The sequence below is a fragment of the Paenibacillus albicereus genome (genome assembly GCF_012676905.1).
GTDB lineage: Bacteria > Bacillota > Bacilli > Paenibacillales > Paenibacillaceae > Paenibacillus_O > Paenibacillus_O albicereus.
In genome coordinates this window covers 5,148,632-5,168,992 of sequence record NZ_CP051428.1, presented here as the reverse complement: position 1 = coordinate 5,168,992, position 20,361 = coordinate 5,148,632, and the positions used below count along the sequence as shown (strand labels likewise).

At 59.4% G+C, this 20,361-nt stretch carries 24 protein-coding genes and 1 tRNA gene; 21 read left to right on the top strand and 4 right to left on the bottom strand.

Features of this window, described 5'->3' with window-relative positions:
- Positions 1-624 precede the first annotated feature (624 nt).
- The 11 genes from rpmH to HGI30_RS22940 all read left to right on the top strand — a co-directional run bounded on the left by rpmH (position 625) and on the right by HGI30_RS22940 (position 11,569).
- Positions 625-759 carry a 50S ribosomal protein L34 gene (gene rpmH, locus HGI30_RS22990; RefSeq protein ID WP_084136787.1) on the top strand — a complete coding sequence of 45 codons (135 nt, stop codon included), beginning with the start codon at positions 625-627 and terminating at the stop codon, positions 757-759.
- 157 nt (positions 760-916) lie between these two features.
- Positions 917-1,261 carry a ribonuclease P protein component gene (gene rnpA, locus HGI30_RS22985; RefSeq protein ID WP_168909629.1) on the top strand — a complete coding sequence of 115 codons (345 nt, stop codon included), beginning with the start codon at positions 917-919 and terminating at the stop codon, positions 1,259-1,261.
- Positions 1,262-1,369: 108 nt separating this feature from the next.
- On the top strand, positions 1,370-2,242 hold the full coding sequence (locus tag HGI30_RS22980) for a YidC/Oxa1 family membrane protein insertase (RefSeq protein ID WP_168909628.1): 873 nt from the start codon (positions 1,370-1,372) through the stop codon (positions 2,240-2,242).
- A 158-nt stretch (positions 2,243-2,400) separates the two neighbouring features.
- On the top strand, positions 2,401-3,780 hold the full coding sequence (gene mnmE / locus HGI30_RS22975; RefSeq protein ID WP_168910066.1) for a tRNA uridine-5-carboxymethylaminomethyl(34) synthesis GTPase MnmE: 1,380 nt from the start codon (positions 2,401-2,403) through the stop codon (positions 3,778-3,780).
- Positions 3,781-3,973: 193 nt separating this feature from the next.
- Positions 3,974-5,860 carry a tRNA uridine-5-carboxymethylaminomethyl(34) synthesis enzyme MnmG gene (gene mnmG / locus HGI30_RS22970; RefSeq protein ID WP_168909627.1) on the top strand — a complete coding sequence of 629 codons (1,887 nt, stop codon included), beginning with the start codon at positions 3,974-3,976 and terminating at the stop codon, positions 5,858-5,860.
- Between the two features lie 4 nt (positions 5,861-5,864).
- Entirely contained in the window at positions 5,865-6,599 is a 735-nt protein-coding gene (rsmG, locus tag HGI30_RS22965) for a 16S rRNA (guanine(527)-N(7))-methyltransferase RsmG (protein WP_168909626.1), read from the top strand.
- 370 nt (positions 6,600-6,969) lie between these two features.
- Positions 6,970-7,788, top strand: a complete 819-nt coding sequence (gene noc / locus HGI30_RS22960) for a nucleoid occlusion protein (protein WP_168910065.1) — start codon at positions 6,970-6,972, stop codon at positions 7,786-7,788.
- 270 nt (positions 7,789-8,058) lie between these two features.
- Complete coding sequence (locus tag HGI30_RS22955) at positions 8,059-8,832, top strand: ParA family protein (RefSeq protein ID WP_168909625.1); 774 nt, start codon at positions 8,059-8,061, stop codon at positions 8,830-8,832.
- On the top strand, positions 8,813-9,658 hold the full coding sequence (locus tag HGI30_RS22950) for a ParB/RepB/Spo0J family partition protein (protein ID WP_168909624.1): 846 nt from the start codon (positions 8,813-8,815) through the stop codon (positions 9,656-9,658). The genes HGI30_RS22955 and HGI30_RS22950 overlap by 20 nt, the downstream gene beginning before the upstream one ends.
- Before the next feature lie 186 nt (positions 9,659-9,844).
- Positions 9,845-11,014, top strand: coding sequence for an aminotransferase class V-fold PLP-dependent enzyme (locus HGI30_RS22945; RefSeq protein WP_168909623.1), 1,170 nt, complete (start codon positions 9,845-9,847; stop codon positions 11,012-11,014).
- A gap of 24 nt (positions 11,015-11,038) precedes the next feature.
- The gene (locus HGI30_RS22940; RefSeq protein WP_235680261.1) at positions 11,039-11,569 is read left to right on the top strand and encodes a DUF4446 family protein; all 531 of its coding nucleotides are present in this window, start codon (positions 11,039-11,041) and stop codon (positions 11,567-11,569) included.
- On the opposite strand, the gene yyaC is transcribed toward HGI30_RS22940, so the two are convergent.
- Entirely contained in the window at positions 11,520-12,113 is a 594-nt protein-coding gene (gene yyaC / locus HGI30_RS22935; RefSeq protein ID WP_168909622.1) for a spore protease YyaC, read from the bottom strand. The two genes, HGI30_RS22940 and yyaC, sit on opposite strands and share 50 nt — an antisense overlap.
- A 91-nt stretch (positions 12,114-12,204) precedes the next feature.
- On the opposite strand from yyaC, the gene HGI30_RS22930 reads away from it, so the two are divergent.
- From HGI30_RS22930 to HGI30_RS22915, 4 genes are all read left to right on the top strand, one after another.
- A complete protein-coding gene (locus HGI30_RS22930) occupies positions 12,205-12,438 on the top strand; it encodes a putative Se/S carrier protein (protein ID WP_168909621.1) in 234 nt (77 codons plus the stop codon).
- Between the two features lie 155 nt (positions 12,439-12,593).
- Positions 12,594-13,556 carry a mechanosensitive ion channel family protein gene (locus tag HGI30_RS22925; protein ID WP_235680260.1) on the top strand — a complete coding sequence of 321 codons (963 nt, stop codon included), beginning with the start codon at positions 12,594-12,596 and terminating at the stop codon, positions 13,554-13,556.
- An 83-nt stretch (positions 13,557-13,639) separates the two neighbouring features.
- The gene (locus tag HGI30_RS22920; protein WP_168909620.1) at positions 13,640-13,870 is read left to right on the top strand and encodes a DUF951 domain-containing protein; all 231 of its coding nucleotides are present in this window, start codon (positions 13,640-13,642) and stop codon (positions 13,868-13,870) included.
- Positions 13,871-13,929: 59 nt separating this feature from the next.
- A tRNA-Ser gene (locus tag HGI30_RS22915) sits at positions 13,930-14,020 on the top strand.
- Between the two features lie 145 nt (positions 14,021-14,165).
- On the opposite strand, the gene HGI30_RS22910 is transcribed toward HGI30_RS22915, so the two are convergent.
- Together HGI30_RS22910 and HGI30_RS22905 are read right to left on the bottom strand one after the other, a co-directional pair.
- Positions 14,166-14,309, bottom strand: coding sequence for a hypothetical protein (locus HGI30_RS22910; protein WP_168909619.1), 144 nt, complete (start codon positions 14,307-14,309; stop codon positions 14,166-14,168).
- A 133-nt stretch (positions 14,310-14,442) separates the two neighbouring features.
- Positions 14,443-14,628 carry a YjzC family protein gene (locus tag HGI30_RS22905; RefSeq protein ID WP_168909618.1) on the bottom strand — a complete coding sequence of 62 codons (186 nt, stop codon included), beginning with the start codon at positions 14,626-14,628 and terminating at the stop codon, positions 14,443-14,445.
- Between the two features lie 311 nt (positions 14,629-14,939).
- Between HGI30_RS22905 and rpsF the strand changes: the two genes are divergently transcribed.
- The 3 genes from rpsF to rpsR are packed head-to-tail and all read left to right on the top strand — an operon-like array spanning position 14,940 to position 16,128.
- On the top strand, positions 14,940-15,224 hold the full coding sequence (gene rpsF / locus HGI30_RS22900) for a 30S ribosomal protein S6 (RefSeq protein WP_168909617.1): 285 nt from the start codon (positions 14,940-14,942) through the stop codon (positions 15,222-15,224).
- Positions 15,225-15,257: 33 nt separating this feature from the next.
- Positions 15,258-15,830: a single-stranded DNA-binding protein gene (locus HGI30_RS22895; RefSeq protein WP_168909616.1), complete on the top strand. Its 573-nt coding sequence runs from the start codon at positions 15,258-15,260 to the stop codon at positions 15,828-15,830.
- A 19-nt stretch (positions 15,831-15,849) separates the two neighbouring features.
- Entirely contained in the window at positions 15,850-16,128 is a 279-nt protein-coding gene (gene rpsR, locus HGI30_RS22890) for a 30S ribosomal protein S18 (protein ID WP_168909615.1), read from the top strand.
- A gap of 179 nt (positions 16,129-16,307) precedes the next feature.
- Here the strand turns inward: rpsR and HGI30_RS22885 are convergent, their stop codons facing one another.
- On the bottom strand, positions 16,308-17,675 hold the full coding sequence (locus HGI30_RS22885) for a hemolysin family protein (RefSeq protein ID WP_168909614.1): 1,368 nt from the start codon (positions 17,673-17,675) through the stop codon (positions 16,308-16,310).
- A 238-nt stretch (positions 17,676-17,913) separates the two neighbouring features.
- Here HGI30_RS22885 and HGI30_RS22880 point away from each other — a divergent pair, with 238 nt between their 5' ends.
- The 3 genes from HGI30_RS22880 (at position 17,914) to HGI30_RS22870 (ending at position 20,325) form a co-directional block, all read left to right on the top strand.
- Positions 17,914-18,672 carry a DUF1836 domain-containing protein gene (locus tag HGI30_RS22880; RefSeq protein WP_168909613.1) on the top strand — a complete coding sequence of 253 codons (759 nt, stop codon included), beginning with the start codon at positions 17,914-17,916 and terminating at the stop codon, positions 18,670-18,672.
- Between the two features lie 90 nt (positions 18,673-18,762).
- A complete protein-coding gene (locus tag HGI30_RS22875) occupies positions 18,763-19,860 on the top strand; it encodes an LCP family protein (protein WP_168909612.1) in 1,098 nt (365 codons plus the stop codon).
- Between the two features lie 33 nt (positions 19,861-19,893).
- Positions 19,894-20,325: a CBS domain-containing protein gene (locus HGI30_RS22870; RefSeq protein ID WP_168909611.1), complete on the top strand. Its 432-nt coding sequence runs from the start codon at positions 19,894-19,896 to the stop codon at positions 20,323-20,325.
- The last annotated feature ends 36 nt before the right edge of the window (positions 20,326-20,361 follow it).

The window sequence follows — 20,361 nt, the reverse complement described above, 5'->3', positions numbered from 1 at the left end:
TGACGGTCACTCCTATCCCTGTTGGTACGATGGCAAAACTTGATGCCGCTATGCGAGTCGATTCTATTGGGGTAAGCCGCTCATCCATCCACAGATGCAGGGACTTGTTGATGAAGGTTATACAGAGGGGGATCACGTTGTTCACATTCTTATCCACAGGCTGTTGATAAATCCAGCCGGCATTGCTCTCCGTCCACAACAAAAACAAATCTATCATAGCAAAAGAAAGGCTCTATTTCAACGAGCAGCGGAATATTATCCACAATCCCTACCGCTTGTGTATAAGAGTTATCTACAGCACAAGATATTGTTAACAGCCTGTGCGCATTTCGACACCGATCGTCAAATCTTCTTTTTTTTGTGCACATGTTACTAAAAAGCGACGGTTCCTAAGCCGTTTTTTGTTATCCACACCCATATAGATGAAGGAAGGGCTGGACGCACGTTCGGGCCGCGATGATCGAGCGAGATGCCGGTTGACTTCAAGCGGCCGAAATGGTTAAATGGAAAAAGGCGTTTTTACTTGGGCACGGACGAACAGATCGCTCGTCCAGCGGTTCCGCGGCTTCGAGCCAAGGAGCAGCCGAGTTGGACGAACGAACTTAAAGCGGGGAGGTGCATGTAATGAGACCGACTTTCAAACCGAACGTGAGCAAGCGCAAGAAGGTTCACGGCTTCCGCAAGCGGATGAGCTCGAAAAACGGCCGCAAAGTACTGGCTGCACGCCGCCAGAAGGGCCGCGCCAAACTGAGCGCATAAGCTCTTTTCCTTCATAAAAGCGGCTTCGTCCGCTTCAAAGCGAGAATGGACAATAATTCTGGCTTGTGGAAAAAAGACCACCTGGCGTGGTCTTTTTTTTCGTAAGGGAGTCCTCATGGCGCCATGCGGCGCCGAAAACTCATGGAGACGGTGAACGATGCAAAGAAAATGGCGTCTTAGAAGGCGCGAGGATTTTGCCCGGACCTATCGCGGAGGGAAATCCTTCGCCAATGGCCAGTTCGTCGTCTACTGGTCGCGGCAGCCGATCGCCGAGCCGTTCCGGCTCGGCATCTCCGCCAGCAAAAAGATCGGCAATGCCGTCGTCCGCAACCGGATGCGGCGCGTCCTGAAGGAAATCGTGAGGAAGCATGCCGACCGGATCTACGAGCGGACCGACATGATCTTGATCGTGCGCGCCGGAGCGGTAGGAAAGCCGACCGAGGAGCTGGAGAAGAACGTGCTTCATGTCCTTCGCAAAGCCGGACTGCTGAAGCCGCGGTGAAAGCGCGCTCTCCGGGCTGCGGGGGGCCGGAAGGGCTTGTTTCATTGCCCCTTTTTGTATGGTATAGTTTAGGTTGAATCGCGACAGGCTGTCAGAGAGGAGATTCACATGTTTTTTTCGCGCTTGGCTTCAAAACGCAAATGGCTCGTCCTATTCTCCCTGGTCACGTTGGTAGCGCTCCTCTCTGGATGCATGCCGAACACCGATCATGCGACGACGACCGAGGATCTGAAAGCGAACGGAAACTGGTGGGAGCGGAATGTCGTCTACTACTTCTCCTATTCGCTGGACACGTTCGCGGACTGGTTCGGCGGACAGTACGGCTTTGCGATCCTGCTGATGGTCATCATCGTCCGCACGCTGATCCTGCCGCTCACGCTCAAGCAGTACCGCAGCTCAAAGGCGATGCAGGCGATTCAGCCGGAGCTCCAGGAGATCCGCAAGAAATTCGCCGACAACCCTCAAAAGCAACAGGAAGAGACGATGAAGCTGTTCCAGCAGAACAAGGTCAATCCGATGGCGGGCTGCCTGCCTCTGCTCATCCAGATGCCGATCTTCATCGCGCTCTACAATTCCATCTACTATAACAGCGACATCAAGACGCATGAATTCCTCTGGCTGCAGCTCGGCGAGCCGGACCAGTGGCATATCCTGCCGATCATCGCGGCCATCACGACGTACGTGCAGACGAAGATGATGCAGAAGGCCCAGCCGGACAACCCGCAGATGCAGATGATGAATACGATCATGCTCATCTTCCCGATCCTGATCCTGGTCATGGCGTGGAACTTCCCGTCCGCGCTGCCGCTCTACTGGGTTTACACGAACATCTACACGATCGTGCAGAACTACTTCCTCTACGTCCGCAACGCGGACAAAAAGGAGCCGAAGAAAGAAGAAGGCGGCCAGAACCAAGGCAAGGGCGGCCAGAAGAAAAACAAAGGCAAGGGCAAGGCGGCCGTATCCTCCAAGAACAAGTAAGGAGGAGAGGCCAGCCGGCTCTCCATGCATAAAAGTTCGATTTGGCGGCAATGGCTCTTACAGTCATTGCTTTTTTGCCATCATCCGGTTTGAGGCTGAAGCCTGTCTCGGAGGTTATGGGCCCGACCGACTAAAACGAGGTGAACATCCGCATCATGATGACTCAAGATACGATCGCGGCGATCGCGACGGCGCTCGGAGAAGGCGGCATATCCGTCATCCGCGTCAGCGGTCCGCAGGCGATCGAGAGCGTAGGCGGCGTGCTGAAATCCAAGCAGCCGCTGCCAGAAGCGGCCACGCATACGGTGACGTACGGGCATATCGTCGATCCTGCCAGCGGCGAGACGATCGAGGAGGTGCTCGTCACGGTCATGAAGGGACCGCGCTCCTTTACCGCGGAGGACGTCGTCGAGATCGGCGCGCATGGCGGCCTCATCGCCGTACGCAAAGTGCTCGAGCTCGTCCTTCGGCAGCCGGGCGTGCGCGTCGCCGAACCGGGCGAGTTCACGAAACGGGCGTTCTTGAACGGACGCATCGATCTCGCCCAGGCGGAGGCTGTCATCGACCTGATCCGCTCCAAGTCGGACCGCTCCTATACCGTCGCGCTCAAGCAGGCCGAGGGCACGCTGTCCAAACGGATCCATGCGCTTCGTCACAGCCTGATCGAGCTGCTCGCCCATATCGAGGTCAACATCGACTATCCGGAGCATGACGTCGAGGAAATGACCAGCCGCTACATTCAAGAGAGCTGCGGCGCCGCGCTGGACTCGATCCGCAAGCTGCTGCAGACGGCGGCTGAAGGCAAGATTCTGCGCGAAGGCATCACGACGGCGATCGTCGGGCGTCCGAACGTCGGCAAGTCGTCGTTGCTGAACGCGCTCGTGCAGGAAAGCAAGGCGATCGTGACGGACATACCGGGTACGACCCGCGACGTCATCGAAGAATACGTGACGCTCTCCGGAATTCCGCTGCGCTTGCTCGATACGGCGGGCATCCGGGAGACGACCGATGTCGTGGAAAGGATCGGGGTCGAACGTTCCCGCTCGGCGGTCGCGGAGGCGGAGCTGCTGCTGCTCGTGCTCAGCCATAGCGAGCCGCTCCACGAGGACGAGCGCGAGCTGCTCGGCAAGCTGCGCGGCCGCCAGGTGATCGTCGTCGTGAACAAGACGGACTTGCCGGAGCGGCTTGACTTGTCCGAGGTGCGGGACGCGCTGCCGGAGAGCCGGATCGTGCCGATGTCCGTGCTCCAGGAGCAAGGGCTCGACGACCTCGAGCGGGCCATCCGGGAGCTGTTTTTCGAGGGGCAGCTGGAAAGCGCCGATCTGACCTACGTAAGCAATGCTCGTCATATCTCGCTGCTGCACCGGGCGGCGGACGCGCTGCGCGATGCGGTGGACGCGACGGATGCGGGCATCCCGATCGACATGGTTCAGCTGGATGTACGGGCAGCCTGGGAGCTGCTCGGAGAGATCGTCGGAGATACGGCGGCTGATTCGCTGATCGATCAGATCTTTTCGCAATTCTGCTTGGGGAAATAGCTCATCCACATGTGGATAACGGCATAGATGGGCCGACGAATCGAGAAGGTTCGCCGGCAACGGACAGCGGGGCGACGGCGGAGGACAAAAGAAGGCATCGAATGCCGTCGAATGCTGGATTTGAAAACCTATTTTCATAAAAGAGGAAGAGGCGGGCTGAGAACCGTCCGATTCCGACCAGGAGGCAATGAACATGAGTTACGAGGCAGGACACTACGACGTCCTCGTCATCGGCGCCGGGCACGCGGGCTGCGAGGCGGCGCTGGCGGCAGCCCGGATGGGCTGCGAGACGCTGCTGCTGACGATCAATCTCGACATGGTGGCGTTCATGCCGTGCAACCCGTCCATCGGGGGACCGGCGAAGGGCCATGTCGTGCGCGAGATCGACGCGCTCGGCGGCGAGATGGGGCGGAACATCGACAAGACGTACATTCAGATGAGGATGCTCAACACGGGCAAAGGCCCCGCCGTCCATGCGCTGCGTGCTCAGGCGGACAAATTCCTCTATCAGCATACGATGAAGAAAACGATCGAGGAGACGCCGCATCTGACGCTGCGCCAAGGCATGGCCGAGGAGCTGATCGTCGAGGACGGCGCCTGCGTCGGCGTCGTCACCAAGACCGGAGCCGTGTACCGGGCCAAATCCGTCGTCGTGACGACCGGCACCTACTTGCGCGGCAAGGTCATCATGGGCGAGCTCATCTACGAGAGCGGTCCGAACAATCAGCAGCCGTCCGTGCGGCTGTCCCAATCGCTCAAGGAAAACGGCTTCGAGCTCGTACGATTCAAGACCGGCACGCCGCCGCGCGTCCATAAGGACAGCATCGACTTCGGCAAGATGGAAATTCAGCCCGGCGATGAAAAGCCGAAGTTCTTCTCGTTCGAAACGGAGTATGCCGACAACGAGCAGCTGCCTTGCTGGCTGACGTATACGTCGGAGGACACGCATCGCATCATCAACGAGAATCTCCACCGCGCGCCGATGTTCTCGGGCGTCATCGAAGGCACGGGACCGCGCTACTGCCCGTCCATCGAGGACAAAATCGTGCGTTTTGCCGACAAGCCCAAGCATCAGATCTTCCTGGAGCCGGAGGGCATGAACACGTCGGAGTATTACGTGCAGGGCCTGTCCACGAGCATGCCGGAGGATGTGCAGCTCGGCATCCTGCGCTCGATTCCCGGTCTGGAAAAGGTCGAGATGATGCGCACGGGCTATGCGATCGAGTATGATGCAGTCGTGCCGACGCAGCTGTGGCCTTCGCTCGAGACAAAGGTGCTGCCGGGCCTGTTCACCGCCGGCCAGATCAACGGCACGTCCGGCTACGAGGAAGCGGCTGGGCAAGGCGTCATCGCCGGCATCAATGCCGCTCGCAAGGTGCAGGGCAAGGAGCCGGTCATCGTCGAGCGCTCGCAAGGCTATATCGGCGTACTGATCGACGATCTGGTGACCAAAGGCACGAACGAGCCGTACCGCCTGCTCACCTCCCGCGCCGAGTACCGGCTGCTGCTCCGTCATGACAATGCCGATCTCCGCCTGACGCCGACCGGCTACGATATCGGCTTGATCAGCGAGGAGCGCTATGCCCGGTTCCTGGAGAAAAAAGCCCGCGTCGAAGACGAGCTGGCCCGTCTGCGGACGGTGAAGATCCGGCCGGAGGAGGCGGAGGCGATGCTGCAGGAAGCCGGCTCGGCCCCGCTGCAGTCCACGACCGACGCGCTCACGCTGCTGCGCCGCCCCGAGATTTCCTACGCCCGGCTGGAGCCGTTCGCTCCGGCGCCGTATGCGCTGAGCGAGGACATGAAGGAGCAGGTCGAGATTCAGGTGAAGTATGCCGGGTACATCGAGAAGCAGCTCGCTCAGGTGGAGCGTCTCGGCAAGATGGAGAAGAAGAAGATTCCGGAAGGCGTCGACTACAGCGCCGTGCACGGCCTCGCTTCGGAGGCGAAGCAGAAGCTTGCCGCCATCCGCCCGCTCAACATCGGGCAGGCTTCCCGCATCGCTGGCGTGACGCCGGCCGATATTTCCATCCTGCTGGTGCATCTCGAGCAGTTCAGCCGCGCCGGTGCGGCGAGGGCATAGCGGCATGGACAAGGTGATCGATACGTTCGCCGGCCGGCTGCTGGAGCGGGGCATCCCGCTCTCTCCTCGCCAGTTGGAGCAGTTCCAACGGTACTACGAGCTGCTCGTCGACTGGAACGAACGGATGAACCTGACGGGAATCACGGAGCGCGGAGCCGTATTCGAAAAGCATTTCTACGATTCCGTCACGCTCGCTTTCTACGCCGACTTGTCGTCGGCGGACAATCTCGCCGATATCGGTTCCGGGGCAGGCTTTCCGAGCCTGCCGCTGAAGATTTGCTTCCCGCAGCTGCATGTGACGATCGTCGACTCGCTGGCCAAGCGGATCACGTTCCTTCAGCATGTATGCGAGGATCTCGGACTGGAGGGCGTGCAATGCGTCCACGGCCGGGCCGAAGACATCGGGCGTCGTCCGGAGCATCGGGACCGCTATGGCATCGTGACGGCGCGCGCGGTCGCGCGCTTGGCGGGACTTAGCGAGCTGTGCCTGCCGTTCGCGCGCAAAGGCGGCCTGTTCGCGGCGATGAAGGGTGCGGACCCGCAGGAGGAGCTCGAAGAGGCGAAGCATGCCATCCGCGAGCTGCGCGGCCGGATCGACCGCGTGGAGACGCTGCGCCTGCCGGAGGAGCAGTCGGAGCGGGCCATCATCTTGATCCGCAAGACGGACGCTACGCCGAAGGCTTATCCCCGCAAAGCGGGCGTGCCGCTGAAGCAGCCTCTGCTCCATTCGCGCGGATGACGATGTTCCACGTGGAACATTTTGCCTCCCGTCGGTGAAAACTTCGTGCAAGCGGGAAATCCAGCAGGAAATTTCCGAGCCTCCAACGAATTGAAAGTAGGGAAAGGGATTGTCGTCCTCCGTCAGGAGCGTCGGCGCTTTCGCCGTTTTGGCGTCAGCGATGCGGCGCGACCTTATTCGGCCGATCATTGCGGGAACCGCATACCGACCTGCCCGTGCTGCATGAACCAGAGCCGCGACCGGCTCGCTTCCATCCAAGAAGGCTGCGTGCGACGCCAGCAGCGGAAGCAGGGTGCCGACGGGTCGGGGCAGACGCACACGGATCCTACAGCAAGGACATGGCACATTGAATTCGGGTGGTTGTAGAATGATGAAGGAACAATTTTCCCGGCTGTTCGGGCTGTCCGACCCGAAAGCTGTTCAAGATGAAGTGAAGCAGATTCCCATCGCCAGCATCGATACGAGTCCGTATCAGCCGCGTACGATATTCGATGACGACCGGATCGAGGAGCTCAGCCAGACGATCCGCACGCATGGCGTCATTCAGCCGATCGTCGTCCGCATTCGGGAGGACCGCTACGAGATCATTGCGGGCGAGCGTCGCTGGCGGGCCGTCAGCAAGCTCGGGCTAGAAACGATTCCGGCCATCGTGCGAGACTTCAACGACTCGCAAGCCGCGTCGATCGCATTGATCGAGAATCTGCAGCGCGAAGGACTGAGCGCGATCGAGGAAGCGGTCGCTTATCAGAAGCTGATTGACTTGCACAGCCTGACGCAGGAAAGTCTGGCGCAGAGGCTCGGCAAGAGCCAGTCCACCATCGCCAACAAGATCCGCCTGCTCGGTCTCAGCGAGCCGGTCAAGGCGGCGCTTACGGAACGCAAGATTACGGAGCGGCATGCCCGCTCGCTGCTCGCGCTGGACTCGGAGGAGCTGCAGCAAAAGGTGCTTGAGGACGTGCTCGGCAAGGAGCTGAACGTCAAGCAGACGGAAGCAAGAGTCGCCTTTTACAAGGAAGCGACGAAGGCGAAAAAAGCGAAGCGCATTTCCTTCACGAAGGATGTGCGGCTTGCGCTGAATACGATTCGTCAATCCATTGACATGGTGTCCGGCTCCGGCCTGCAGATCAAGACCGACGAGAAGGACTTCGAGGACCACTACGAAATCGTCATTCAAATTCCCAAACGCTGATATCCCGCCCGGGAGCGGTTTTCAATCCGGGCGGATTCCTTTATACTGGCTTCAATCCCTGCACCGGATGCGCGGCGTCCTGCGGCTACCGACACCATGATTCCGCTCCCTGATGCCCGAATGATGCCGCCGGATTTCCGGGCAGCGCATAAGCGGCAGCAGCCGCTTTTTTTTATCATCTGATCCTGTTCCTCGATGCAAACGCTATCCGCCGGATCGATCCGACGGCTCTCTGAAGGACCGAAGATATGGAAATTTGAGGTGACAAGGTTGTCCAAAATAATCGCCATAACGAACCAGAAGGGCGGCGTCGGGAAGACGACGACATCCGTCAATCTGGGGGCATGCCTCGCTTCCCTCGGAAAGCGGGTGCTGCTGGTCGATATCGACCCGCAAGGCAATACGACCAGCGGCGTCGGCATCAGCAAGGCCGACGTGGAGAACAGCATTTATGACGTCTTGATTAACGAAGTCGATCCGCATGAAGCGGTAGCGCAGACGGCGGTGCCGAATTTGAGCATCATTCCGGCCACGATTCAGCTGGCGGGAGCCGAGATCGAGCTCGTCCCGACGATATCGAGGGAGGTTCGGCTTAAAAAATCGCTTGCTCAGCTGCGCGGCGAATACGACTACATCCTGATCGATTGCCCGCCGTCGCTCGGCATCTTGACGATCAATTCGCTGACGGCTGCGGATTCGGTCATCATCCCAATTCAATGCGAGTATTACGCCCTCGAGGGGCTGAGCCAGCTGCTCAATACGGTGCGGCTCGTGCAAAAGCATCTCAATACGTCGCTGCAAATCGAAGGCGTGCTGCTCACGATGTTCGATGCCCGCACGAATCTAGGCATCCAGGTCATCGAGGAAGTGAAGAAGTATTTTCAGCAGAAGGTCTATCAGACCATTATCCCGCGAAACGTGCGCTTGAGCGAGGCGCCGTCGCATGGCCAAGCCATCATTACGTACGATCCTCGTTCCAAAGGCGCCGAAGTTTATCTCGAACTGGCGAAGGAAGTGATTCAATATGAGCAAGCGGCTAGGTAGAGGTCTGGATGCGCTCATTCCCTCCCTTTCGATTCAAGAGGATGACAAGGTCGTCGAGATCGATCTCAAGCAGCTGAGGCCGAATCCGTATCAGCCTCGCTTGACGTTCCATGACGAATCCATTCATGAACTGGCCGAATCGATCCGTCAGCACGGGGTCATCCAGCCGATTCTCGTCCGTTCCGTGCTCAAGGGATACGAAATTATCGCGGGCGAACGGCGATACCGGGCTTCGCAGCTATGCGGGCTCAAAACGATTCCGGCCGTCATCCGCAGCTTCACGGATCAGCAGACGATGGAGATCGCGCTGATCGAGAACCTGCAGCGGGAGGATCTTAACGCGATCGATCTCGCAGCGGCTTATCAAGCGATCATGGACAAGTTCGACCTCACGCAGGAGGAGCTGTCGCTCAAGGTCGGCAAATCCCGCTCCCATATCGCCAACTTCCTGCGCCTGCTTACCCTGCCTCCGGAAATCAAGGGAAATGTTTCACGTGGAACACTGTCCATGGGCCATGCCCGAGCCCTTGTCGGCATCAAGGAGGACAAGCTTCGCAAGGAGCTGGCCAAGCAGGCGATCGAAAGCGAGTGGAGCGTGCGCGAGCTGGAGCAGGCGATTCAGGAGCTGGAACGCAAGCAGCCGGAGCCGGCGCCAAAAATCAAGGCCGTCAAGCGAGATGCCTATCTGGAGGCGCTGGAGGAAAGCCTGCGGGAGCGGTTCCAGACTTCGGTCAAGATCAAAGCCTCGCGAGAACGGGGCAAGATCGAGCTCGCGTATTACAACAAGCAGGATCTGGAACGGATTCTGGATCTTTTGAAGCTCTAAAAGCCCGGCTGTTTTTGCATGCGCATGGGCCAAAGCCGAAGCTCCCCTTCAATCGTCGAACGAGCATACCTTGGTTGTAATCTGCTTTCCCAGAGATTAAACTTAGGTATGCTATTGTTGTTTTTGGAAGGTTAGTCGCAGCGGGCCGGCCGGGAGCCGGTCCTCGTGGAAAGGATGAGAGCGATCATGACGGCAGAGCAGCCCTTGATCTATCTGGATCATGCCGCGACCTCCTGGCCCAAGCCGGAAGAGGTGGTGTCGGCCGTGCTGGAGGCGATGCGCCAAGGCGCGGCCAATCCGGGCCGAGGCAGCCATCGCATGGCGGTGCAGTCGGGCAGAGTGCTGTTCGAGGCGCGAAAAAGCCTGGCCAAGCTGTTCCGGATCGCGAACCCGAACGATATCGCTCTGACAGCGAATACGACACAGGGGCTCAATCTCGCGATCAAAGGGCTGCTGAAGCCTGGCGATCATGTCGTGGCGACGGCGGTGGAGCATAACTCCGTCCGCAGGCCGCTGGAGTTTTTGAAGGGCGCGCTAGGCATCGCCGTCACGTATGTCGAGACGGCGGCGGACGGCAGCCTGGATGCGTCCCGGGTAAGGGAAGCGCTGCGGCCGGAGACGGCGCTGATCGTCGCCACGCACAGCTCCAACCTGCTCGGCTCTATTTTGCCGGTTGGCGACATCGGCGGCATCGCGCGCGCCAGCGGCGTGCCTTTCCTGGTCGACGCGGCTCAATCCGCCGGCGTGCTTGAGCTCGACGTCGAGGCGATGGGCATCGATCTGCTCGCCTTTCCCGGGCACAAGGCTCTGCTGGGACCTCAAGGAACCGGCGGCCTGTATATCCACCCGAGACTCGACCCGATGCCGCTTCTTCACGGCGGCACCGGCAGCCAATCGGAAGCGGCCGACCAGCCTACGGTGCGGCCGGACCGCTATGAGGCGGGAACGCCGAACACTCCCGGCAACGCGGGTCTGGCTGCGGGCGTCCGTCTCGTGCTGGAGCGCACGCCGCAGGCGATTCATGCCCGCGAGACGGAGCTGATCGGCCGTATCATGGACGGGCTGGCAGCCGTCGGCGGCGTTCGGCTGCTCGGACCGGGGCCCGGCCGGCCGCGGACGGGCATCTGCGCGTTCACGATGGAAGGCGTCGAGGCATCGGAGCTGAGCTTCATTCTGGATCAGCATTACGGCATCGCGGTCCGGGCAGGCTATCATTGCACCCCGCTGGCTCATCGCAGCGCCGGGACGGCGGAGAGCGGCGCCGTCCGGGCGAGCGTCGGCTTCTCCACGACGGACGATGAGGCAGATGCGCTCGTGCAGGCGATGCGCGAGATTCGGACCCATTATCCCCTGTAGGGCAAGAGGAGCGTACTTGGAATCATGAATGATTGGATCGAGTCGTGGACAGAAGAGCCTTTTTACGGCATCGCGATCGGCCTGCTGGCGCTGGTCCTGCTGCTGCTGATCGTCTGGATCGCGGCGATCGGCCGCAGACTGAAGAAGCTGCGGCGGCAATATGTGCAGGTGATGGGGCAGACGGGCGTAACCAATTTGGAGGAAGTCATCGTCGGCCTGCGGCTATCGCTGGACGAGCAGGAGGAGCGGCTGGGCCGGTTCGATCGGCAGCTGGCCGAGTTCGGACAGCTGCTTCGGGAGATGAAGGGCAAGGTGGGAGTCGTACGCTACAATGCGTTCTCCAATCAGGGGAGCGACATGAGCTTTTCGGTGGCGATCATCGACGAGGCCGGCTCCGGCGTCGTGCTGACCGGGCTGCATGGACGGGACGAGACCTACATGTACGCCAAGCCGCTGGAGCAAGGAGGCTCGTCCTATCCGTTGACGCCGGAGGAGCAGCAAGCGATCACTCTTGCGTTGCCGCATGCATCGGATAAGGCCGGCAGTCGCGGATAGCGAGAGCGAGCGTATCGGCCATCAGCTCGGCCATGCGCATGACGAGGTTGAGCCTCGTATTTTGCAGGACGAAGTATTCCATGAAGCCGCCGACATTCACGATGCCGGTCATATGGATATCCCCAACGGGAGGAAGCTCTTTGTTGACGCCAGCGCCAGGGCGTACCGGACCGTTGCCGAGCTGGATGCAGCCGACGCTGCTCAGCTGGCCGAGACAAGCATCGATGCCGATGACGAACGGCTTGGAATCCGCTCGCTGGATGTCCTGCAAGGTGTGTTCCAGGTTCATCGCATGGACGGGCTCGTCCAGCGTACCGTACAGCTCGAACCGGGAGCCGCGCAGCTTGTCCAGCCTGGAGCCGATGATCGGTCCGAGCGCGTCGCCGGTCGAGCGGTCGGTGCCGATGCAGACGACGGCGATGCGGCGATCCGCCGGCACGTGCAGCAGATGCAGCAGCAGCCGGCTTGCCAGCTGCTGGGAGGCGCCGGGGTCGGTATGCGGCACCTTGAGCGGGACTTCATGCATGGCAGCAGGACGTTTCATAGATTCCCCTCCGCTAAAATGAACTACTACTAGTATATGGTAGAGACAGCGGAATTATACTCGCCTGTCCCTTTGAAAAGGAGTCCCGACGATGCTCATTGCCTTTGATTCGACGCAGCAGGCGCTGCGGACGGAAATGCTGCTCGAATACGCCGAAATCGAAATCGACATCCGGCCGACGCCGAAGACGATAACCGCCGGCTGCGCGCTGTCGATCGAATTTCCGGAAGAAGAGCTGGAGCGCGTCCGGATGATCCTGAAGGAACAGTCCGTCGATATCCGCGGCATTTTCCGCGAGACGCCGGGCGGCTACGAACCGGTCTGACCCCTCTGCGGAGGCAGCCTTTGCAGCTGCTGGAGCGGTCGAGCAGGATGAGCCGGCGGTGAGGGTAAACGATCGGTCGCAAGGTCCAACGAATCCAGCCTTCCCGCAGCCGATGCGGAGAGGCTTCTTTTTATATAGAGAGGAGAACGAATTCAATGAATTTCATGCTTCAGCTGCTGACAGCGGCGAATCCTGCGGCATCGCTTCCGCCATCCGGGAGCGCCGAGCCTTCTGCGAGCCCGCAACCGTCCGCTGCTCCGCTGCCGACGGACCTGGGGGGCGTGACAGAGGACGTGGCCCAAAAGACGAGCGCGTTTTGGAAGGCGATGACGAATTACTTTGACAGCCAGTTCTGGATCAACGCGACGATTATCGGCATCAAGGTCGCTTTCATCCTGCTGATCGGCCAGCTCATCATCTTCATCGTCGGCAAGGCGATCGACAAGGTGATGGAGCGGGAGACACGGGTGCAGCAGCGGACGCGGCGCGTCGTGACCTTGGGGAGGCTGCTGAAAAACGTAACCAATTATGTCGTCTACTTCATCACGGGAATGCTCGTGCTGTCGATGCTGAACGTCAATGTCGCGCCGCTGCTGGCGGGCGCCGGCGTACTGGGATTGGCGATCGGCTTCGGGGCGCAGAGCCTCGTGAAGGATGTCATCACCGGCTTCTTCATCGTGCTGGAGGATCAATTCGCCGTCGGCGACGTCATCCAGACGGGGACGTACAAAGGCACGGTCGAGCTGATCGGACTGCGGACGACGAGGCTGAAGACATGGACGGGAGAAGTGCACATCATCCCGAACGGAACCATCTCCCAGGTGACGAACTTCTCGCTCAACAATTCGCTCGCCGTGGTGGACGTCGACGTGCCCAACGGCATCCAGGTCGAGAAGGCGGCGGAAAGCATTCGAAGCATGCTGGAGAAGCTCGACAACCCGAACCTCGTCAAGGTGCCGGACCTGCTCGGCGTCACGTCGATGACGACGGCCGAGTATAAGCTGCGCATCGTGGCGGAGTGCCTGCCGAACACGGAGGCGACCGTATCCCGCCAGATCAACCGGGAGCTGCAGCTGCTGCTGCGCAGCGGAGAAGGGCCGCAAGAAGCGCTGGCCTAGAACCGGCGGGGAGTGTAAGATGGATAGGAGCGGACGCTGCGGCCGGAGGATCGGAGCAGCGGTCAGAGGAAGAGGTGACGGGTATGGAGCGCAAGCAATTCGAGCTGGGCGATGTCGTTCAGATGAAGAAGCCCCATCCGTGCGGAAAGAACGAGATGGAAGTCATCCGCATGGGCATGGACATCCGGATCAAGTGCGTCGGCTGCAAGCATAGCGTTCTGATTCCACGGGCAAAGTTCGAGAAGAATCTGAAGAAGGTGCTGCGGGCAGCGGCCGATCGGAAGGAAGCGGGCGGAGAGGCGGCTTCTTCCTAGTCGATTCAAAACATTTGCTTGCATCATTGCTTGGCGTATGATATGATCTATCATGCTGCGGAAAGGTACCCAAGTGGCCCAAGGGGGCTGACTCGAAATCAGCTAGGCGTCTCACGGCGTGCGTGGGTTCGAATCCCACCCTTTCCGCCATCCACAGCTACTATCATCAGCGGCTCTCGACAGAGAGCCGCTTTTTTCATGCCCGAATTCCGTTTGCCGAGGTCCGGCAAGACGGAAAGCAAAAGCCCAGCCGATTGGCTGGGCTTTTGCTGACGGCGCTTAATGGGCTGCAAGATCAATCAAGCTGCACTTTCTTCATCGAATCGCACGGAATGCCGCCCGGCTTCAACTGTCCGAAGACTTTTGCGCCCGCTGCGGCGATGGCCTTAAAGACAACTGTCTTTGGCGCAACCCCTCGCTTCTCTGTGATCGTGAACATGAGTTCTTTGCTGTGTCTGTGCCCTTGCGCTTTTTACGGCCAACGGAACCACACCCTCATCTTTGTCGCGCCGTCAAGGATAGTATGGCCGGCCTCGGCGCTTTTATGCGCAGCAGGTTTGTCCGGTTTCAGCTCAGCCTTTCGGCATTTTGACCCAGACGCGGTTGTGGTTCGTGGTTTTTGGAAAATGCTGGCCTTTTTTCAACGAAATCTTCTTGGGATGGGAAATTCCCATATGGAAGGAATCTTCGCCCGCCTCCATGTACCAGCCGTCGTTCGGCGCTTTGAAGCCCGCTTCGAATTTAGTCCGCTCGCCCATTCGCGCTTCTCCTCCTTCCGCTTGGAATCCGGCCGCCGGAGCGCGGTTGCCTGGGTTCAGGCTCGATGCGGGCCTGAACCCGGGCCTGTCTCAGGACCGGACGCTTAGTGTCTGCCGGGCGGAAACGAATCATCAGCGGGAATTATTCGCACGCATAGCGGTCTCTTCAAGCTCCAGTCCCGTCTGCGGCGGGTTGCGTCGGACAGGCTGTTCTGGTATAGTAGGTTGGTATGCGAGTTAATCCCTCGCTCCTTGCTCTTTCATCCGCAAGGGTGGGAAGGGCCGCTTAGTCCAAGAGGAGGTGAATCAAAGTGCGCAAATACGAATTGATGTACATCATTCGTCCGGAGACGGAGCAAGAAGCAGTTCAAGCTCTCGTCGAAAAGTTCAATGGCATCATCGCGAATGGCGGAGAGGTTTCCAAGTCCGACGTTCTCGGCAAGCGCCGTCTTGCGTATGAGATCAACAAGATCCGTGACGGGATCTATGTTCTTGTCCACTTTACGGGTCCGTCCGAAGTGGTCAACGAGCTGGACCGCGTCATCAAGATTACGGATGATGTCATCCGTTTCCTGATCGTCAAAGACGTAGCGTAAGCCAAGATTCAGCTGACTTGGGAGGTGCGTACGATGTTGAACCGTGTCATTCTGATCGGCAGGCTCACCCGAGATCCGGAGCTTCGCTATACCCCTTCGGGAGTTGCGGTCACGCAGTTCACGCTGGCGGTGGATCGGCCCTTCAACAGCCAATCCGGCGAGCGCGAAGCCGATTTCATACCGATCGTCACCTGGAGGCAGCTCGCCGAAACCTGCGCCAATTACTTGCGCAAAGGTCGTCTGGCGGCAGTCGAAGGACGGATGCAAGTCCGGAACTACGAGAACAACGAAGGCAAGCGCGTCTACGTGACGGAAATCATTGCCGACAACGTTCGGTTCCTGGAATCCGGCAACCGCGACAACAACGCTCCGCGTGAGGAAGGCTCTTACAGCGGCGGCGGAAGCAGCGGCAACGGAGGCGGCGGTGGAAATTACGGCGGCGGCAACGGAGGCTATGGTGGTGGCGGCGGCCAATCGGGCGGCGGAAGCCAAGGCGGAGGTTCCTACGGGGGCAATCGCGGCGGCGGTGGTTCTTCGAACAGCCGGGATCCTTTCTCGGATGACGGACGTCCGATCGACATCTCCGAAGATGATTTGCCATTTTAAAGGAAAGGACGGATAGACCATGGGATTCAAGCAAAGAGAAGACGGCGGCGAGCGTCCAGAGCGCAAGTTCCGCAAAGGCGGCCGCAACAAGCGCCGTAAAGTCTGCTACTTCACCGTGAACAAAATCAAGCACATTGATTACAAGGACACGGACCTGCTTCGCAAGTTCATCAGCGAGCGCGGCAAGATTCTGCCACGCCGTGTGACGGGCACAAGCGCGAAATACCAGCGTGCTCTGACGGTTGCGATCAAACGCTCCCGCCAAGTAGCCCTGCTGCCATATACGACGGACAACTAAGCCGTCCCGAGCAAGCAGCTCTTCCACTTCCGGAAGGGCTGCTTTTTCGTGCTGGGATAGGATCGGCCTCGTCTGCCGGAAGCTGCTGCTCGTAGACGGAACCGTCGGCGGACTGCCGATGGCGCAAAAAAACCACCTGCCTACAGGCAGGTGGGGGAGGCTGGAAGCCAAGCTTCCGATCAGGAAGAGGAAGGCTCCTCGCTCAGCTCGGCTTGAGCCTGCGCGGCCTGGGCTTCGGCCGACGAAATCTCGTCCTCGGTATGGATGATGAGCTCGATCTTGCGGATGCGGTTTTTGGTCGCCTCGCGAATGATGAACGTCAGATTCTCGTAATCATGCTGGACGCCGACCTTGGGCGATTGCAGGCGCGTATACAGCCAGCCGCCGACGGTATCGGTATCCTCGTTGTCGAAGTTGTGGCTCGTCAGCTGACCCAGCTCGTCAAGGGAAAGCTTGCCGTCGAGCAGGTAGCAGTTTTCCTCGAGCTTCTCGATCTCGCGGCGCTCGTCCTCGTCGAACTCGTCGCGGATCTCGCCGACGATCTCTTCGAGAATGTCCTCGATCGTAATCAGGCCGGACGTGCCGCCGTACTCGTCCACCAGAATGGCGATGTGGACGCGCTCGAGCTGCATGCGCTTGAGCAGCTGCTTGACCGGAATGCTCTCCGGCACGGATACGACCGGATGGATCAGATCCTTGAAGTTGAATTCCTTATCCTCTTGATAGGTCAGAAAGAGCTGCTTCGTGTTGATCATGCCGACGATATTGTCCTTGCTTTCGGTCGCGACCGGGAAGCGGGTGTACTGCTCCTTTTGGATGACGGCCAGGTTCTCCTCGCGGCTATGGTTCGTGTACAGGCATACCATGTCGGTGCGGGGAACCATGATTTCGCGGGCGACCATCTCGTCAAAAGCGAAGATGCGGCTCACGTAGCCATACTCGGTATTGTTGATCTTGCCGCTCTGCAGGCTTTCGCTGAGGATGATTTGAATCTCTTCCTCGGAGTGCGCGTTCTCATGCTCGCTGACGGCGCGCAGGCCGAACAGCCGAATGAGGGCATTGGCGGAGCCGTTAAGCAGCCAGATGAACGGATAGAGGATGCGGTGGAACCAGATGATCGGCTTGGCGACGAGGAAGCTGATGAATTCGGCTTTCTGGATGGCCCATGACTTCGGCGCGAGCTCGCCCACGACGACATGCAGGTAGGTTACGACTAAGAACGCGATCAAAAAGGACAGAAGACTCGCCAGGCTGTCGTTCAGATGGAATTGGTGAAAGAGAGGTTCCAGGATCCGCTCCATCGTTGGCTCGCCGAGCCAGCCGAGTCCGAGAGCGGTGATGGTGATCCCGAGCTGGCAGGCGGAGAGATATCCGTCCAGGTTGCTCGTTACTTTCTGCACGGCCAACGAGCCTTTGCGTCCTTCGACGACGAGCTGGTTCACGCGGCTCGGCCGAATCCGGATGATGGCGAACTCCGTCGCCACGAAAAAGGCAGTTAGAAAAATCAGCAGTGCGACCAAAGCCAAATTCAAGCCTATACTGTCCATTCTAAATCATCGACATCCTTTACTTATGAAATGAGTTCTTTTGAACCAGTATATCGAACCTATCGCCTGTCCATCAACTGTTTGAAAGTCTTTGGCTGACGGTATAAGGCTGTGGGAGGCGAACAACGCCGCTCAATCGGCTTTTTTCTCCTCCATGCCAGCCTTTACAGGGGCATGTGGGGGACTTATGATAGGTTCATATGAACTTGATAGCCTGAAGCGGAAGGAGGAAAACGGCATGGAAGCCTTTATGCTGACTCGGCGCCAGATGGCGGAGCTGCTGCTCTCGCTCTGCGGACGCCGGGCCGAGAGCCCGATTCAGATCGTGCAGGATGCATGGCGCAAGGAGCACCGCGATCAAGTGGATTCGGGCAAGGCGCTGCCGGCTTTCCTCACGACGGATTGGCCAGCCGTGCTGGAGAAGCTCATCAAGGGGCAGGGCATCAAGGGCGTCTCGCTGCAGGAGGCCGCGACGCTCGGCGCGAGGGTCGAATATTCGTCCTTGTCGATTACGGCGATGCAGAACTGGGTCAAGCGGGATTTCAAGCCGTTTTTCGAATCGCCCAAGGCCGGCAAGAAATACTCCTTGGAACAGGCGGCGCTCCTGTACATCATCGACGATCTCAAGGCGAGCCTCGACTTCGAGTCGATCCGCCAGCTGTTCGAGCGTCTTTTCGGCTGCGGCGAGGACGGCCGCTGCCGGCCGCTGCTGGGCGCGCTGGAATTCTACTTGGCCTATGCCTCGATCTTCGAGGACATGGATGCCGACGGGGACCAGATTCTCGACAGCGGACCCGCGCACTCCGGCGACGGAGCGGCGCTGGAGACTCGCGTCCGAGAAGCCGCCAAGGCCTATATCGTCGGGCTCGAGCGCCTGAGCGAGCTGGAGCGCGTCGCGCTGGAAAACATGCTGCTGATCGCCGTCTTTTCGGTCCAGGCCGCGTACTTCCATGCGCTGACCCGACGGTACTGCAACGCGACGCTTTTCCTTCATTAATCTTCTTGTAACTATTTTTTAAGGATACTCGTCTACACTTAGGCTACACTAAATGAATCCTACTTGACCGATAGAAAGGACTATGTTCCGATGAAGCCAAAAAAATCGCGCGCCCGGAAGGCATGGACGTGGACCGCATCCATCCTGGCGCTGCTGCTCGTGCTCGGAGCGGCGGGATATTATAATCGCACAACATTGGCTCTGTGGGGCTTCGACCTGTTCCTGGCGAAGGACGTCGAGAAGCAGCTGGAAAACTCCTACAAGCCGACGACCGACAGCAAGCCGGCTCCGCCGCCGGCCGAGCAGATCAAGTATACACAGGCCGATCCGTACTCGGTGCTGCTGCTTGGCGTGGACGCCCGCGACGCGGAGCAGGGCCGCTCGGACACGATGATGTACACGGTCGTCCGGCCCAAGGAAGGCGCTATCCTCATGGTGTCGATCCCGAGGGACACCTATACGGAGATCGTCGGCAAAGACCGGGAAGATAAAATCACCCATGCCTATGCGTTCGGCGGTGCCAAGATGGCCGTCGATACGGTCGAGAACCTGCTCGGCAACGACGTCGATTATTACGCCGCCGTCAACTTCAACGGCTTCAAGAACCTGATCGACGCCATGGGCGGCATCTCGCTGCCGATCGAAGAGGATCTGGTGAATGACGATCCCGGCCATGAGAAGTTCATCGTGAAGGCGGGTCTGGACAAATACATGGGCCAGGACGCGCTCAACTACGTGCGCTACCGCGAAGACGCGGGCGGCGACGTCAGCCGCACGGAGCGGCAGCAGACGTTCGTCGAGGCGATCATGGACGAAGCGTCGAGCATGTCCTCATGGGCCAAAATTCCGGATTATGTCGGCATCATGGGCGAGAACTTCGCCACCGACATCCCGCCGAGCGAAATGATCGAGATGGCCAAAGCGATGCTGCAGGGCAAAAACCGCTCCATTTACACGCATACGCTCAAGGGCGAGGGCGGCAAGCATAGCCGGACCGGCGCCTGGTATTACTTCGCCGACGAAGAGGATGTCGCCAAAAGCAAGACGCTTATCGTAGACTGGATGAATCCCGGCAAGTCGCTGACAGAGCTGACCGGGACGGGGGCGTCCGCTGCGGATAAGCAGGATGTCGCCGGCAATGGCAAAGAACGGGAAGTGTCTACGGCTTCGGCCGGCGCGGACGAGTAATCCTTCCCGCTAGAGAATGGAGTGCAGGCTAAGATGAATATCGCGTTTTTCCTTCTTCCCAAGGCGGAAGTCATCACGCTCACGCAGGAAGCGACGCTGCGGCAGACGCTGGAGAAGATGGAGCATCATCGCTATACGGCGGTGCCGATCCTGGACGAGAAGGGCGGCTATGCGGCTACCGTGACCGAGGGCGATCTGCTCTGGTTCATGAAGAACGAGAACCTCAGCTTCGAGCAGACGCACCGCGTCAGCCTCTCCGAGGTGCCGATGCGGGTGCGGCTCAAGCCGGTGCGCATCGACGCCAACATGGAAGATCTGATCTCGCTGGCCAAGGTGCAGAACTTCGTGCCGGTCGTGGACGACATGAACCGCTTCATCGGCATCGTCCGCCGCAGCGACATCATCGACTATTGCGCCAAAGGCCTTTTCCGCGGCAAGGAAGAGACGGCTGCCGCAAAGGAATAGAGCAGGACCGGTTTTCCGTATCGGCGGAAGACCGGT